We start from the raw sequence: 15319 nt of genomic DNA, 5'->3' as shown, positions 1-15319 counted from the left end.
AGGCTCTATAATTATAACAAATAGTATAGTTGATAGAGCTCCTTCATTTGTTGTAAGATTTTCTGGCGCCTTGGCAAAGGCTTTGCTATGTGTTTCATGGTGTGCAAACCGGCGTTAACGGCTTCCTGCGCGTTGCAGGTTGAAATGCATTCCGCCCTTCAACGCCAATCCCGGCCCGTAGCTCTGTTTTTCCGGTGAGCGACGCGCTAATGACTACAGGAGTTCAGATGCGCGCATATTTGACTCTTCGCTCGAAAATCTTTCTTCTTTTAGCGTGTTTGGCGGGCGTTAACTTTGTGGGCGCCGGCGCCACACTCTGGTACACCTTCTCCACGCAAAAGTTGTATAAAACGGAGCTTTCCAGCGGCATTGAATCGCTCATTGCAGCCCAGGAATTGGAGACGGCCCTGATCATGCAAAAGGGCTACACCACCTATTTCTTCCTGGACGGCGACCTGCAGTGGCTGGAAAGCCTCAAGGCCCATCACCAGGCCTTTGTGAAAGGCATGGATCAGGCCGAAAAAGCGTCCTCCACGGATCACGAACACCGGATTCTGGAGAAAATCGCCGAGGCCTACCTGGAGTTCAGCGTGCAGCGTAAGGTCGTGATCCAGCTATACAAGGACGGCAACGACAAGGCGGGCGCCAGCAAACACTGGGAGATTCGCAAACAATTCCAGGCGATTTATACGCTTTGCGAAGAATATAAGGATCTGCAAAGAAGCCAGATCGAGGCCGCCCATGCAGCCTACCAGCAACGGGGGACTGTGCTTTCCGGCTTTTCCGTGGCCGCCGTTCTGGCAGCCTTGGGATCCGCGCTTTTACTGGGCACGATGATTTACAAGCAGATTCTCGAGCCCCTTAGGCGCCTGGCCACCTTTGGAGAAGATACAGGATCCCGCAGGGCCATGGGCAATGAAGTCCAGGCCCTGGGACGCCGGGTGGACAGTTTGGTGCAGGACGTGGGCCAGGCCCAGATGGAGCTGGAGCAAAGCCGTGAGCATTTGATTCAGGCGGAGAAGCTGGCCATGGTCGGCAAGTTGTCCGCAGGCGTGGCCCACAGCATCCGCAACCCGCTCACCTCGGTCAAGATGCGCCTTTTCTCTTTGGAAAGGTCCCTGGACTTGAACGATATCCAGAGAGAGGATTTTGACGTTATATCGGAGGAAATCGGGCATTTGAATACCATTGTCGGCAATTTCCTGGAGTTTGCAAGGCCGCCCAGGCTGCGCATGCAGAGGACCAGCCTGTCCGAAGTGGTGGACCTGACCCTGCAACTGGCCCAACACCGATTGGAATCCTACGGCGTGGAAGCCATTGTGCAGCGCAAACTCAAGCTGCCTTCTTTGGTTGCGGATCCGGACCAGCTCAAGGAATTCCTCATGAACCTGATCATGAACGCTTGCGAAGCCATGGTGAACGGCGGCAAGATTTTCATCCGGGAAGAGGCCGCGGACGTCCAAGGCCTTGGGGCCTGCGCTTGTCTTCGCATTTGCGACACAGGCCCCGGCATTCCGGAAAACGTTGAGGAAAAAGCCTTTGAGCCGTTCTTCTCCAGCAAGGAGGAAGGCACGGGCCTGGGCTTGAGTATAGCCAAGCGCATTATCATGGAGCACGGCGGCGTGTTCCGTTTGGAGCATGAGGAAGGCATGGGCGCCTGCTTTTTTGCAGCCTTGCCCTTAGAGGAGGAAGAATAGTGGCTACCATCCTGATTGTGGACGATGACCCCCAACTGAGGCAAAGTTTCGAGCGGATTTTACAGGAAGAAGGGCATTTGGTGCATACTGCCTCCTCCGGCGAGACGGGTCTTGTCAAAGTGGAGCAGGTCAAGCCGGACCTGGTAATCATGGACGTTCGCATGCCGGGCATGGACGGATTGACGACGTACAAGGAAATCCGCAAAATCGAACCCCGGCTGCCGGTGATCATCATGACCGCTTTCGGAACCACGGAAACCGCCATTGAAGCCACCAAGATGGGCGCTTTCGACTACATCCTCAAGCCTTTTGACATTCCGGCCATCCTGGACATGATCGACCAAGCCGTCAAGGCCTCCCGCTTTATGCATTCCAAGGTCCAGGTGGGGGTTTATTCGGACGACGAACCCCAGGACGCCCTTGTGGGAGCAAGCCCGGCCATGCAGGAGATCTACAAAGCCATCGGCCGGGTGGCATCCACGGACGCCACGGTTTTGGTCAGAGGGGAATCCGGCACCGGCAAAGAACTGGCGGCCCGCGCCATATACCAGCACAGTGCAAGGGCTCATCGCCCGTTTTTGATCATCAACTGCGTGGCTATCCCTCCCACCCTGCTGGAAAGCGAGTTGTTCGGGTATGAAAAAGGTGCGTTTACCGGCGCCTCCAACAGAAGAGTGGGCAAAATCGAACGCGCCAACCACGGCTCTATTTTTCTGGATGAAATCGGGGACATGCCCCTGGAAATCCAGTCAAAAATCCTGCGCCTTCTCCAGGAAAGAAGCATAGAACGGCTGGGCGGACGCGAGCCCATCCCCGTGGACGTGCGCATTATCGCCGCCACCAACCGAAATCTCGAGGAAGCCGTGCGCCAGGGCCGTTTTCGGGAGGACTTGTACTACCGGCTCAAGGTGGTGACGCTGTCCTTGCCGCCCCTCAGGGAAAGGGCCGGAGACGTCCCCCTGCTGGCGGATTACTTTTTGTCCAGGCACGCAAAATCCATGGGCATGCCCAACCCCGGACTGACCAAGGACGCCGTCCGCGCCCTGGAATCCCATCCCTGGCCGGGCAATGTTCGGGAGCTTTCCAATGCATTGCAGAAATCCCTGATTTTTTCCAAGGGATACCCCCTGGAGTCCAATGACATCAGCCGCGCCGCGGCATGGAACATGCCCGAAGGCATTCAAAATGAAGAAACCGATTCCGAGCACATTGACGCCCTCATCCGCAAGTGGATCCGGGAGCAGATGACCGTCGACCACGATGGGCGCCTGTTCGAGCAAATCATGGATCATTTGGGCAGCCTGGTCATTGCCGAAGCCCTTCGCATGACCGGCGGAAACCGCACCAGGGCGGCCAAAATTTTGGGCCTTTCCCGGCCTACCCTGCTATCCCGCATTGAGAAGTACGATCTTAAGATAAGAACCTCCGTGGATTAGACCCCAGCGCTTTTTTACAAAGTGTAAAAGTTTTTTACATCCCCCTGTCAAAAGCCTTTTTCAGGCCCTTGAGGAACCATGAATTTTTCCATTCTATTTCAAATAGTTACTTATATATAAGACCGTCTTGAATTCTGGTACGCCTGTTGCGAACACCCTTAACAGCTTAGGCTGTTAAAGGAGAATAGGCATGCTTGGACCAGGAATTACAATTTGCGTCGCCGACCCAAACCCCAGGGTGAGGGAATTGCTTCGAAGGGAGTTTTCCTCCCTTGGCTGCAACGTGGAGATGGCAGGCGCCGCCCAGGAGGTGGTGGACAAATGTCTGTCGGACCATCCTCCTGACCTGCTGGTGCTGGACCCGGAGATATCCCGTGCGGATTCCTCTCCGATCCTTTCCCGCATTTCCATGTTCATGCCCGGTTTGCCTGTGGTGCTTCACGCCTTTCCCGGTGAGGCCCTGAATCATCCGGCCGCGCATAAAGCCGCAGCTATTTTGGAAAAGGGGGAGAGCACGCATCGATTACGCGACGTGGTTTCCCGAATTTTGAATGAACGCAGCGCTGCCTCCGGGGCGAATTAATGGAAAAAGAAAGACATTACAGCGGGATTAAAAGGCGTCTGATGTTTCTCATCGTGTTGATTTCATTAGCGCCTTTGGCCCTCATAGCCATCGTGAACGGCTACCAGTTCAAGCATGCGTATGAGTCCAAGGTTTTGGAGCATCTGGAACAGGTCGTTAAAAAGCATAAGCAGAACATAGACACTTTCCTGAACGAAAACCTGGCCGATCTGCGGGTGATCGCCAACACCTATCCCTATGAACAATTTAAGGACGAAGCCTTCCTTTCGGAGCTTTTGCGCAATCTACAGGCGGAGCATGGCGGAATGGTCGTTGATATGGGCCTGGTGGATGACCAAGGGGTTCAGGCGGCGTATTCGGGTCCGTTTAAATTGGGCAAGGCCGTGTATGCCGACGCCACATGGTTCAAGGAAGCCATGGGCAGCCAGAACTACATCAGCGACGTGTTCATGGGCCTGCGAGGATTGCCCCATTTTATCGTTGCCACCAAAATTTCCGCCGATGGCAGGGAGTGGCTTCTGCGATGCACCATTGACTTCATGGGCTTCAACAGGCTGGTGGAAAACATAAGGATCGGCGAAACAGGCCTGGCCTTTATCATAAACAGGCAGGGCGCTTTTCAGACAAAGCCGGGAATCCAGTTGGACGCCCACGTGGAATCCCTTCGAGATCTGGTGTGGGGCAAGCATGCGGCGGCCCCGGAGCTGACGCATAGCCATATGAACAATTGGCTGGGGCCCCAATACAAAGATTTTGCGACCGCCATGCCGGTCCGCGCCATAGTGGCAGACGATCCTCAAAAGCCCGGAGCAACCTCCATCTATGTCATGACTCAGCTTAAGCAGGGGCAATGGGCCCTGATTTACCGGCAAGACACCCACGATGCGTTCAGCGCCTGGTACAAAACCCGGAACGTAGCGGTCATCATATTTTTATTTGGCAGTTTATCGATCTTTTTCATGGCCTTTCTTGTTTCGGCGAAAACGGTCAAGCGTCTGGAAATGGCGGACCGCGAAAAGGAAATGATGAACGAAAAGGTCATTGAGGCGGGCAAGCTCGCCTCCCTGGGAGAGCTGGCCGCCGGCATCGCCCACGAGATCAACAATCCCGTGGCCATCATGGTGGAGGAGTCCGGATGGATTGGGGATCTGCTGGAGGAAGACGAGTTTGGGGACACGGAAAATGTTGCGGAAATCAGCAGATCGGTCGCCCAGATCAAGACCCAGGGAGATCGGTGCAAGGAAATCACGCACAAGCTTCTGAGTTTCGCCAGACGGACGGACCCCCGGCAGCAGGAAGTAAACATGAACGAGCTGATTGGGGAAGTGGTGGATCTGAGCAGCCAAAGGGCCAAGTACGCCAATGTCAAGGTGCATCAGGTTTTGGACGACAATCTGAACCTTATCCAGGCTTCGCCGTCGGAACTGCAGCAGGTTTTGCTTAATTTAATCAATAACGCCATAGACGCCATTGATCACAAACAGGGAGGAGAAGTGACCATCTCAACGGAGAACGGCGAAGGCGTGGTGAATATTCATGTGGCGGATACGGGTCAGGGCATTCCTGACGCGGTCCTTAAAAGAGTTTTTGATCCATTTTTTACCACCAAACCCGTGGGAAAGGGCACGGGACTCGGCCTCTCCATCTGCTACGGCATTATCGAGAAGATGGGGGGCAAAATCTCAGTAAACAGTTCGGTTGGGGTGGGCGCCACCTTTCACATCAGCCTGCCGGCCTCTCAAGGCGAAAAAAACGGCGGGAACGCGGAACCAGTTAGTTAACAGGAGGAAAACATGTCTGATATCAAAGTGATGCTCGTGGACGACGAGCAATCTTTTGTCGAAGCAATGGCCAAAAGGCTGACCAAACGGAACCTGGAAGTCGTCCAGGCTTTTTCCGGGGAGGAAGGCCTTGAAAAGTTGAACGAGGTCTTTGGCGTGGATGTTGTCGTGCTGGATGTAAAAATGCCCGGAATGGACGGCATTCAAACCCTGCAGGAAATCCGCAAACGCTATCCGTTAGTGGAAGTGATCATGCTTACCGGCCATGCCACGGTGCAAAGCGCCATCGATGGAATGAAACAGGGGGCTTTCGACTACCTGATGAAGCCCTGCGACATGGATGACCTTCTGAGCAAGGTGCGGGAGGCCAAAGCAAAGAAGGAAAATCATGAGCACAAAATCGCCCAGGCCAGAGCTATGAACATCGCCAACAGGCGAGGAGACTAGGGATAGAAAGGCCGCGTCATGAATGAAAACAGACCTGAAAAATCTCCGCTCCAGGTGCTGCTTGTGGATGACGAGCAAGGATACCTGCATGTTTTGGAAAAACGGATGGAGCGCAGAGGCATAAAAGTCACCACTGCCGCCACCGGTACAGACGCTGTGGGGATATTGCGGGGGACGGATTTTGACGCGGCTGTGGTGGACTTGAAAATGGAAGACATGGACGGCATAGAAGTCCTGAATATTTTTAAAAAAATGGTCCCTGAGATGCCTGTAATCATCCTCACGGGGCACGGATCTGAAAAGGCCGCCAGACAGGGCATGGCCCAGGGAGCATTCGACTATCTCACCAAGCCCTGCGACCTGGAGGACCTCTTGGAAAAGATTTTTCAGGCTTGCCAGTCTCAGGGAAAGGACTGCGCTCAGAGGGCTGTTTCAGCGCCTGGAAAGGACGAGTCATGATTTTCAAAAATAAGTATTTTCAATTGTGCCTGGCGCTTGGGTTGGGGGTTATCGTCCTCTTATTGCCCAGACCGGAAGGCACGACTTTTAAAGTTGTCGGCGATTTTGACCGCCTGGTGCTTGAGCAGGTGTCGGGCGACTTTGAACTGGTTTCGGAAAACGCCAAAGACCATTCCTACAACATCAAGGTGGTCAACACCGAAAAGGTCGGTCCGGATATTGGCGATTACCTGAGGGACATTGCCGCCAATACAAAGGGGGACGGGCCCATCACCGTGGAATATGTGGATGGGTTGGATCCCAAGGGGAAACGGTTTCTGGCCATATTGGGAGTTTTGATCTTCCTCTTTGTCATGGAACCCATACCCTTGGAAATCACGGCCATCGGCATCGGCGTTTCGCTTGTTCTCCTGGGAGTGGCCGATGTTAAAGACGCCTGGGCGCCGTATATGCACCCCGTGGTCGTCTTCATCATGTGCTGCCTCATATTCGCCATTGCCCTGGATAAGGCGGGGCTCACAAAGAGGCTAGGCTATTTTGTCGTAAAAATGGCTGGAACCAGCGTGGTGAAGTTCACCTTTATCATTTCCATTGGGCTGGGGATAGCCTCGTCCTTTATGCACGACGCGGCGGCCGTGGCCGTGGGCATCGTCACCATGCTGCCTTTGATGAAAGCGGCCGGAATTCAGCCCCATTCCAAAACGGCCAAGTTCATGATGCTTTCCCTGCCCTTTGCCTGCTCCTGCGGCGGCATGGGGTCGCTCATCGGCGGAGGGCGCTGCATGGTCGCCGCAGCGTTCCTGAAGGAATTCACGGGCATAGAAATCAGCTTTCTGGACTGGATTGTATACTGCATGCCCGCGGCCATTATTACGGTTCCCGCGGCTGTAATGGTTGTGTACATGGTGTATCGGCCCGACCCGAAATACCAGCTGCCCCAGTTCGACGAGTCCCTGGGCCCCTGGACCGGCAGGGAAAAAATCACCATGATAATCATTGGCCTTGCATTTATTGCGTGGCTCACCAAGGGGCTTCACGGCCTGGACTACTCCGTTACCGGTATGATAGCCGTGGGAGCATTGGTTTTGATGGACATTTTGCACTGGGACGACATACATGAGCACCTGGAATGGGGAACCGCCTTATTCATCTTCGGCGGTGGAATCTCCCTGGGGCTGGGCATGGGCTACTCAGGCGCGGCAGGCTATTTCGCCAACCTGTTCTTCCCCTATGTGCAGGGAGGGGGCTGGCTGCTTCTGTTCATTGGCGTGGGCGTCTTCGGCGCTCTGGTGACCAACGCCATGGCCAACGTGGCCGCGGCCGCGTTGATCCTGCCCATCGTAATTCCCATGGCCCAACTGGAAGGCGTGGACCCCCGGATCATGGCCCTGTGTCTGGGGACGGCGACCTCCTTCGCCATGCTGCTGGTGATCGGGTGTCCTCCCAACGCCATTGCTTACAGCTACAAATACTTTAAGGCATCGGACCTTACCAAGGTCGGTGCGGTGGCCACACCAATCCTGTTGAGCATCCTGGTGCTGGTGGCTGCAGTCTGGTGGCATATTCTGGGCCTTACGTAAACCCCGATGGCGCCGGACGGCTTAGATTTTGGATGAATTCGGGAAGCAGCATGGCTGGAAAGCCGGAAAGGAGCGTGGAAAATGCATAAGATTATCGTAACTTCCAGCAAACCTGAAAAAGAAGGCAAAGCGATAGCAGCCATGCTGCATGTCCTGTTTCCTGAATGCGAGGTCCGGGTCACGGGCCTCCACAGCGAATCCCGGATAAGATCCGCCGCAACCGCTCAACATGGGGAATTTGATAAATCGTGAGCACCGAAAAGGCCGTTAAAGTATTGTTAGTGGATGACGAGGATGCCTTCCGGCAGGCTTTGGCCAAAAGGCTGGAGCGACGCCGCATAGAGGTTTTCCAGGCTGCCGACGGAAAAAGCGCCCTGGAAGCGCTTAAGGCATTCCCCGTCAACGTGGCGGTCATGGACGTCAAAATGCCCGGCATGGACGGATTGGAAACCATGGCCTGCATCAAGCGCGACTTTCCTGATACGGAGGTTATCCTCCTGACAGGCCATGCTGCGGTGGAGGACGGCATTGCCGGCATTCGGGCCGGGGCGTTTGACTATCTTCAAAAACCGGTGGAAACGGAGAACCTGCTCAATAAAATCCACCAGGCCTACGACAAGAGCAGGCACCAGCACGACCTCGCCAAAGAAGCGGAATTACGGGAAGCCCTGGAAAAACAAATGGCCACGGCGGAAAGGCTGGCTTCTTTGGGAACTCTTGCAGCAGGCGTGGCTCACGAAATCAACAACCCCCTGGCGATAATCTCTGAAGCCGCCGGGTACTTGCAACTGCTCCTGAAAAAGGATGAGTGCAGGGAAATGCCTTTTCATGACCGGTTCGAGAAGGCTATAGAAAAGATAGAAAAAAGCGTGAAAAGGGCCCGGCGCACGACCATGCAGCTTCTGGGTTTCGCCGGGCAGCCGGACGCGGTATACCGGGAAATCGAGCTTGACGATCTTGTGGAGGAAGTCATCCTGCTGGCGGCCGGCCAGGCCTCGGCGGCCGGGGTGACCGTCGCAAAGGAAAAGAACCCCAGCTCAGTAACCTTATGGACGGACCCGCACAGGTTGAGGCAAGTGCTCATCAACCTGGTTTCCAATGGCATCGCCGCCTGCGGCCGGGGCGGCAGGGTGTCCCTGAGTTTTGACTCGTCCAACGATTGGGCGACCATCCAGGTTAAGGACACGGGCCATGGAATCCCCAAAGAAAACCTGGAGCGGATTTTCGAACCCTTTTTCACCACCAAACCTCCCGGAAAGGGCACCGGGCTCGGCCTTTTTGTAAGCCTGGACATTGTCAAACGCCTGGGAGGCGACATGCAAGTGAAAAGCAAAGTGGGCAAGGGAACCATTTTTCAGGTGAGCGTGCCTCGCCTGAGCAAAACCTGCCCCGGAGTTTGCAACGATATCGACTGGCGGGACAAAGCCAGGGAACTTGAAAGGAGAGACAACCATGGTACGGGTGCCCATTAACATACTCGTCGTGGATGACGAAGAGGATTTTGTGGAAATGTTTTCCCTGCGGCTGGAAGAAATGGGGGAAATCGTCAAAGGCGTGAACAGCGGCCAGGAGTGCCTGGATGTCCTTGAATCAACCGACGTGGACGTGGTTATCCTGGATATCAAAATGCCCGGCATGGACGGGATCGAAACCCTGCGGGAAATCAAACGCAGGAGGCCCATCACCGAGGTGATTTTGCTGACCGGCCACGGCACGACGGACACCGCCGTGGAAGGCATGAAGCTGGGCGCCTTCGACTACCTGAACAAGCCTGCGGATTTCAAGGACCTCATGGAGAAGCTGGAGGGCGCCAGAAAACGCAAGGCGGAACAGGAGGAAAGAATACGCAAGGCGGAATCCCGCTCGCTCATGCGCAGATCAGGCAATTTATTCTAAATCAAAACAAACCACCTGATTGCGCCCCTTCTGTTTAGCCATATATAGACGCCGGTCAGCCAAGGCAACGAGGCTGCCGGCGTCATTAGGCCCGTCTTCCGCTTCATGAAGTTTTGCCGCGCCTGCACTCACGGTTACAGGGATGCAACGCCCCTTATGGTTTAAGGGTTCCTCGGCGACGGACTCTCGCAGGCGCTCCAGAATATCGCGAGCGTCTTCCAACTCCGTGCCGGGCATGACGGCGAGAATCTCCTCGCCTCCATACCGTATGAGGATGTCTTCCGCGCGCAGACACTCCCGAAAAACCCGGCAGACATGCCTGAGCACCCGGTCTCCCGCCTGATGCCCGAAAGTATCATTGACCGCCTTAAAATGATCCAAATCCAGCATGGCCGCACATAATGGAGAGCCTCGCCTTTGGGAGCGGGAAATTTCTTCGTTCAGACGCGTCTTGCCCACCCTCCGGTTGTACAGGCCCGTCAACTCATCGTAAGCGGCCAGCATGCGCATGCGATGGAACAGGGACAGGTTCTCCGAAGCCGTCATGAAATTCTTCTTCGCCATTGCCATGGCCTCATCGCTTAAAGGACGGCCGTCCGTGGGAATCCAGGTCATGACAAGCACCCCTTTTTCCCCGCCGGAGCGCTGCATATTCACAAACAGCACTTTCTCCCGCTCCAAAATTTTAGCAAGGCCATCCTGGCTTAAAGGCAATAGATTGATTTTAGGCATCATCGTTGCACCGCTCCTGTTCATCAATAATTCTCCCGGCCAAAGACGCGCATCCCCGGCATGGACCAATAGAGCAAACCAGGCGCCAGAATTCACCGACGGAAGACACAGTAGCAAAATCGCAACTTAAAATATATAAACATCCGAATTATTAGTATTATTAATTAACAAGCATTGGCGTTGAATGCATCCGTAATAAGAGCTTTCCCATCGCGCCTCGCTAAAAGCCTTGGCAATGCGAAAAAAAATTCGACACCGGGAAACCGTTGACGAAACCCGCCATAATTCCACATTGACAAGGCGCTGTTTCGGGATTATATATGCACAGATGCATATATTGCACAATTGCATATTTCAAGGACGGCGTAATGACGACTCAAACCAAGTGGAACGGCGATAAAAGCAGGGAGCTCTCCATCATCCTGGAAAGGATGCACGGCCTGGCGGTCACCCGTCTTTTCCACAGCATGGCCCGCACCATGCATGCTTTTGACCTTTCCTACAGCCAGATGAACGCGCTTTTCAGGATATTCGGCTTGGGCCCGCAAAGCATAGCCTCCCTCGCCGAAGGGGTTCATCTCAGCCATGCGGCGGCAAGCCGGATGGTGGACAAGCTGGTGCGCCAGGGCCTGGTGAAAAGAGAACCAAACCCGGACTGCCGGCGTAAGAAGGACGTCATACTCTCCCCCGCCGGGCTGGAAATTGTGGAAAGCGTCCAGGCCATCACAGCCGGCGCTTATGAAGACTTCATGGCCGGCGTTCCCGAAAATCTGCTCCAGGACCTCCTGGACCTTCTTAGGACAATAAAACCCCACTTGCCGGAATTTCTTCCCGGTCTGCGCTTTCCGGAGCGTCAACCTTAATTTTTCAGGATTATTTGATGTTGGTTCGACCCATAAAACCCCAAAGCCTGCTATACACAGGCATGCTCGCAGGGCTGGCTTCACTGCCGCCTTTATCCATTGACATGAATCTCCCGGCCATTCCGGCCATCGAGGCCTCCCTGGGAGTAGCCTCAGGCCAGGGCGCTTTGACCTTCAGTTTGTTTTTGCTGGGATTCGCCATCGCCCCTATCGTGGGGGGGCCTGTGGCGGACCGGTTCGGGCGCAGGCCCACCTTGCTGCTGTCCCTGCTGTTTACTTCCATTGCCGCTTTTTCGTGCATGATCGCCCCCTCTTTCCGGACCTTGCTGATATTTCGGCTGATCCAGGGGATCGCCAGCGGCATATGCATTTTACTGCCCCTGGCCATTGTCAGGGATACGCTGAGCGAATCCGAGGCGCCCAAGCTGCTTTCCCGGATCATGCTTGTTGTGGCTGTCGCTCCGCTCATCGCCCCTATCATCGGCGCCTGGGTGCTTAGCTGGTCGGATTGGAGAACCATTCACGCCGTCCAAGGCGGGCTAAGTACACTTTTACTCTTGCTGACGGCCATGGGTTTTGAGGAAACCCTGGAGGAAGACAGAAGGACCCCTTTGAGCATGAGGCAGATTGGAAGCGCTTACGCGGAAATTGCAACGAGCAAGACCTTCCTGGGCTTTTCCTTTTTAATGGCCTTCACTTTCGGGTGCATGTTTTCCTATATTTCCGGGTCTCCCGGATTGCTTCAGGTGCAGCTTGGCTTATCCGAAAACCTGTACTCTCTGGTTTTCGCATTCACCTCGTTCGGGATCATGTGCGGGTCCTATATCAGCTACAGACTGGGGAAGCGGGACGTTCCCGCGCGCTCCATCATCAACCGGGGCCTGGCGTGCATGGTTGTTGCGGTCGCCGCGGCTCTGGTTCTGGTATTGAACGGATTCGTCCACCTGGAAACCATGGCGCCGGCCTTGTTTCTGATCATGATGTGCGCCGGAACCATCCAGCCCAATTGCATGGCCGAAGCCGTGGCGCCCCTGCCCCACATCGCGGGGACGGCCTCCGGCGCCTTGAACTCGCTGCAGATGTTCATTGGTTCGGCGGCCAGCGCATGTGTAACCTTTTTGACCGGGTATTTTACTCCCGCCTTGGCCATGATGATTTCCATGGCCTGCTCCATAGCGCTGGCTTTCGCCGTCTATCACGGACTCAGGACGGGCAGGGCGCCGGGTAAGCTGGAAATGAACCCGGAAACCGACTAATCGCCGGGCGTTACACGAAAAACTAATTGGACCGACATTGCCGAACGGGATAATTGGTGTTATTGTAGGACAGGTCTTTTGAATTTGATATTTTTATTAAAAATTTCAAATAACAGGGAGCTGGCTTGGCTGAACAAAACAAAAACACCGCCCCTCTTTTGGACAGAACGGACGTCATTCTGGAAAGCATCTCCGACGGCGTGTTCACCGTGGATCACGATTGGAGAATCACCTCCTTTAACCGGGCCGCCGAGGACATCACCGGGGTCAACCGCCAGGAAGCCATCGGCCGTTTGTGCTGGGAGGTTTTTCGCGCCAGCATGTGCGAAACCGCCTGCGCCCTGCGCCATACCATGGACACCGGCGAAAAAATCATCAATAAATCCGCCTATATTCTGAACGCCGACGGCGGCCGGACCCCCATCAGCGTTTCCACGGCTGTTTTGCGGGACGAAGACGGCAATGTGGCCGGAGGGGTGGAGACGTTCCGGGATCTCAGCGTGGTGGAAGGGCTTCGCAAGGAATTGGAGGGGCGCTTTCAGGTGGGGGATATGGTCAGCCGAAGCGATTCCATGCGCCGTATTCTGGACATACTCCCCCAGGTGGCGGCCAGCGACAGCACCCTGCTCATCCAGGGGGAGACGGGCACGGGCAAGGAAATGCTGGCGCACGCCGTGCATAACCTGGGGCCCCGCAAAGACGCCCCGTTCATCGCGGTCAATTGCGGCGCCCTGCCCGACTCCTTGCTGGAGTCGGAATTGTTCGGCTACAAGGCCGGCGCTTTTACAGGCGCGGAAAAGGACAAACCCGGGCGCTTCGCCCTGGCCGAGGACGGCACCCTGTTTTTGGATGAAATCGGAGACATCAGCCCCGCCCTCCAGGTGCGCCTGCTCCGGGTTTTGCAGGAAAAAACCTACGACCCCCTGGGCGGAACCCAATCCCTAAAAACCAGCGCCCGCATTCTGGCCGCCACCAATCAGGACCTGGCCAGCCTCGTAAAAAAGGGGAAATTCCGCCAGGACCTGTACTACCGCATTAACGTGGTGGCCGTGGAACTCCCGCCTCTCAGGGAGCGTAAGGCCGACATCCCCCTTTTAGTGGACCGCTTCGTGGCCAAATTCAACAGGATGCAAAACAAGTACCTTACCGGAATCAGCCCGGAGGTGCTTTCCGCTTTTATGGCCCACGACTTCCCCGGAAACATCCGGGAACTGGAAAATCTCATCGAACACGCCTTCGTCCTCTGCCAAAAAGGGGCCATAGAAATACAGCATCTGCCCGAGCATTTCCGCTCCAGCGCCATTGAGCATCACGGCGATGCAGACCTCTCCGGAACCCTGCGGGCCGTGGAAGCCCAGGCCATTCAGGACGCCCTGAAACGCCACAATTACAACCGTCTGGCGGCAGCCCGGGACCTGGGCATGCACAAGACCACCCTGTTCCGTAAAATCAAGGCTCTGGGCATTCCCCTGCCCGCCCGGGACGGCCGGCGCCGCACTTCCAAATAGCGCCGGCCATACAGTAGCGCTTCTGCAACAAAACTCAAAAATTGAGTAGCATATCAGCTACTAAACGTCATTGAATCTTTCCCGCATATCTAAAAACAACCCACTGTATTTATTATCTATAAACGAGAATAGCGGCCATTGAAACTTTTTTGGCACGAGCCTTGCTCTATAGGGGCGGCAGAGCGAGGTAAACCAATGAGAATTGCCCTTTCAATTTGGAACAACAGGATATCCCCGGTATTTGACGTAGCCCGTCAAGTGCTGGTCCTGGACGTGGAGCAGGGAGAGGTGGTGGAGCGCCGCCTTGAGACGCTGCCGGATATCCCGGGGCAACGATTGGCCGCCTTGCAGAATTTGCAGGTCAGGGGGCTTGTTTGCGGAGCAATATCCGAGCCCCTTGCCGCCCGCGCCTTATCGGTGGGGATCGAAGTGATGCCCTTTGTAGCCGGAGACGTGGATGAGATTGTAAACGCCTGTGTTTCAGGCGCCCTGGATAATCCCTGTTTCGCCATGCCCGGATGCCAGGGGCTGCACAGGTACTATGCCCGGGCCTGCACATGCGGTCCGTGCGAAAGGAGAGGTTCCATGCCCAACCAGGACGGAACCGGGCCACGGGGAAAAGGCCGCGGACAGGGCGGAGGACAAGGACAAGGGCGCCGCAGGAATGTGAACTCTAACACTGGAAAGCAGGACGGAACAGGCCGGGGGAGAGGTAAAGGCTCCGGCCAGGGAAACGCATCCAATAAAGGCCGCGGCAAAGGCGGCGTGTGAAAGGAGGTGAAAGCTATGCCAGGAGGAGACGGAACAGGCCCGTTGGGTAACGGCCCGTTGACTGGACGCGGAGCAGGTTTTTGCGGCCGGGGAGTCAGAAGCGCCGGACGCGGTCTCGGCATGGGCCGGGGCTTAGGCTATGGAATGGGCGCCGGGCGCGGATTCGGGAATCGCGGGTTTGCGCAAGCAGGCCCTGTGAACGCGGATTACGTGGAGTCCGGTAACCAGGAGGAGCTGGAATCCTTAAGGTCGGAAGTACAGGCCCTTAGGGAGGCTGTAAACCAACTAACCAAGAAAGAGACCGAATAAG

Annotated in this window: 16 protein-coding genes; 15 read left to right on the top strand and 1 reads right to left on the bottom strand. The window is 55.5% G+C overall.

Annotated elements, in window-relative coordinates; translation table 11 throughout:
- Window positions 1–227 precede the first annotated feature (227 nt).
- The 10 genes from BUE18_RS23175 (at window position 228) to BUE18_RS23135 (ending at window position 9879) form a co-directional block, all read left to right on the top strand.
- Window positions 228–1697: a sensor histidine kinase gene (locus BUE18_RS23175; RefSeq protein ID WP_073478539.1), complete on the top strand. Its 1470-nt coding sequence runs from the start codon at window positions 228–230 to the stop codon at window positions 1695–1697.
- Window positions 1697–3133, top strand: coding sequence for a sigma-54-dependent transcriptional regulator (locus BUE18_RS23170; protein ID WP_073478538.1), 1437 nt, complete (start codon window positions 1697–1699; stop codon window positions 3131–3133). The genes BUE18_RS23175 and BUE18_RS23170 overlap by 1 nt, the downstream gene beginning before the upstream one ends.
- A gap of 190 nt (window positions 3134–3323) precedes the next feature.
- Complete coding sequence (locus tag BUE18_RS23165; RefSeq protein WP_073478537.1) at window positions 3324–3716, top strand: DNA-binding transcriptional response regulator; 393 nt, start codon at window positions 3324–3326, stop codon at window positions 3714–3716.
- The gene (locus BUE18_RS23160) at window positions 3716–5497 is read left to right on the top strand and encodes a sensor histidine kinase (protein WP_073478536.1); all 1782 of its coding nucleotides are present in this window, start codon (window positions 3716–3718) and stop codon (window positions 5495–5497) included. Before BUE18_RS23165 ends, BUE18_RS23160 begins: the two co-directional genes overlap by 1 nt.
- Window positions 5498–5509: 12 nt before the next feature.
- Window positions 5510–5944 carry a response regulator gene (locus BUE18_RS23155; RefSeq protein WP_073478535.1) on the top strand — a complete coding sequence of 145 codons (435 nt, stop codon included), beginning with the start codon at window positions 5510–5512 and terminating at the stop codon, window positions 5942–5944.
- A gap of 18 nt (window positions 5945–5962) precedes the next feature.
- The gene (locus BUE18_RS23150) at window positions 5963–6403 is read left to right on the top strand and encodes a response regulator (RefSeq protein ID WP_073478534.1); all 441 of its coding nucleotides are present in this window, start codon (window positions 5963–5965) and stop codon (window positions 6401–6403) included.
- A complete protein-coding gene (locus BUE18_RS23145) occupies window positions 6400–7983 on the top strand; it encodes an SLC13 family permease (RefSeq protein ID WP_073478533.1) in 1584 nt (527 codons plus the stop codon). Before BUE18_RS23150 ends, BUE18_RS23145 begins: the two co-directional genes overlap by 4 nt.
- A gap of 81 nt (window positions 7984–8064) precedes the next feature.
- Complete coding sequence (locus BUE18_RS28085; protein WP_170868441.1) at window positions 8065–8235, top strand: hypothetical protein; 171 nt, start codon at window positions 8065–8067, stop codon at window positions 8233–8235.
- Complete coding sequence (locus BUE18_RS23140; protein WP_073478532.1) at window positions 8232–9455, top strand: hybrid sensor histidine kinase/response regulator; 1224 nt, start codon at window positions 8232–8234, stop codon at window positions 9453–9455. Before BUE18_RS28085 ends, BUE18_RS23140 begins: the two co-directional genes overlap by 4 nt.
- Window positions 9436–9879: a response regulator gene (locus BUE18_RS23135; RefSeq protein WP_015947023.1), complete on the top strand. Its 444-nt coding sequence runs from the start codon at window positions 9436–9438 to the stop codon at window positions 9877–9879. Before BUE18_RS23140 ends, BUE18_RS23135 begins: the two co-directional genes overlap by 20 nt.
- Here BUE18_RS23135 and BUE18_RS23130 read toward each other — a convergent pair.
- A complete protein-coding gene (locus BUE18_RS23130; RefSeq protein WP_073478531.1) occupies window positions 9871–10614 on the bottom strand; it encodes a GGDEF domain-containing protein in 744 nt (247 codons plus the stop codon). The two genes, BUE18_RS23135 and BUE18_RS23130, sit on opposite strands and share 9 nt — an antisense overlap.
- 365 nt (window positions 10615–10979) lie before the next feature.
- On the opposite strand from BUE18_RS23130, the gene BUE18_RS23125 reads away from it, so the two are divergent.
- The 5 genes from BUE18_RS23125 (at window position 10980) to BUE18_RS23105 (ending at window position 15318) form a co-directional block, all read left to right on the top strand.
- Window positions 10980–11474 (top strand): MarR family winged helix-turn-helix transcriptional regulator, encoded by a 495-nt coding sequence (locus tag BUE18_RS23125; protein WP_073478530.1) that lies wholly within the window; start codon window positions 10980–10982, stop codon window positions 11472–11474.
- 17 nt (window positions 11475–11491) lie between these two features.
- Entirely contained in the window at window positions 11492–12730 is a 1239-nt protein-coding gene (locus tag BUE18_RS23120) for a multidrug effflux MFS transporter (RefSeq protein WP_073478529.1), read from the top strand.
- Window positions 12731–12855: 125 nt separating this feature from the next.
- A complete protein-coding gene (locus BUE18_RS23115) occupies window positions 12856–14238 on the top strand; it encodes a sigma-54 interaction domain-containing protein (protein ID WP_073478528.1) in 1383 nt (460 codons plus the stop codon).
- A 195-nt stretch (window positions 14239–14433) separates the two neighbouring features.
- Window positions 14434–15009 (top strand): NifB/NifX family molybdenum-iron cluster-binding protein, encoded by a 576-nt coding sequence (locus BUE18_RS23110; protein ID WP_073478527.1) that lies wholly within the window; start codon window positions 14434–14436, stop codon window positions 15007–15009.
- Window positions 15010–15024: 15 nt separating this feature from the next.
- A complete protein-coding gene (locus BUE18_RS23105) occupies window positions 15025–15318 on the top strand; it encodes a DUF5320 domain-containing protein (protein ID WP_073478526.1) in 294 nt (97 codons plus the stop codon).
- Window position 15319 lies beyond the last annotated feature (1 nt).

The organism is Desulfatibacillum alkenivorans DSM 16219 (genome assembly GCF_900142135.1).
GTDB classification, from domain to species: Bacteria; Desulfobacterota; Desulfobacteria; order Desulfobacterales; family Desulfatibacillaceae; genus Desulfatibacillum; species Desulfatibacillum alkenivorans.
This window is presented reverse-complemented; position numbering and strand designations above follow the sequence as displayed.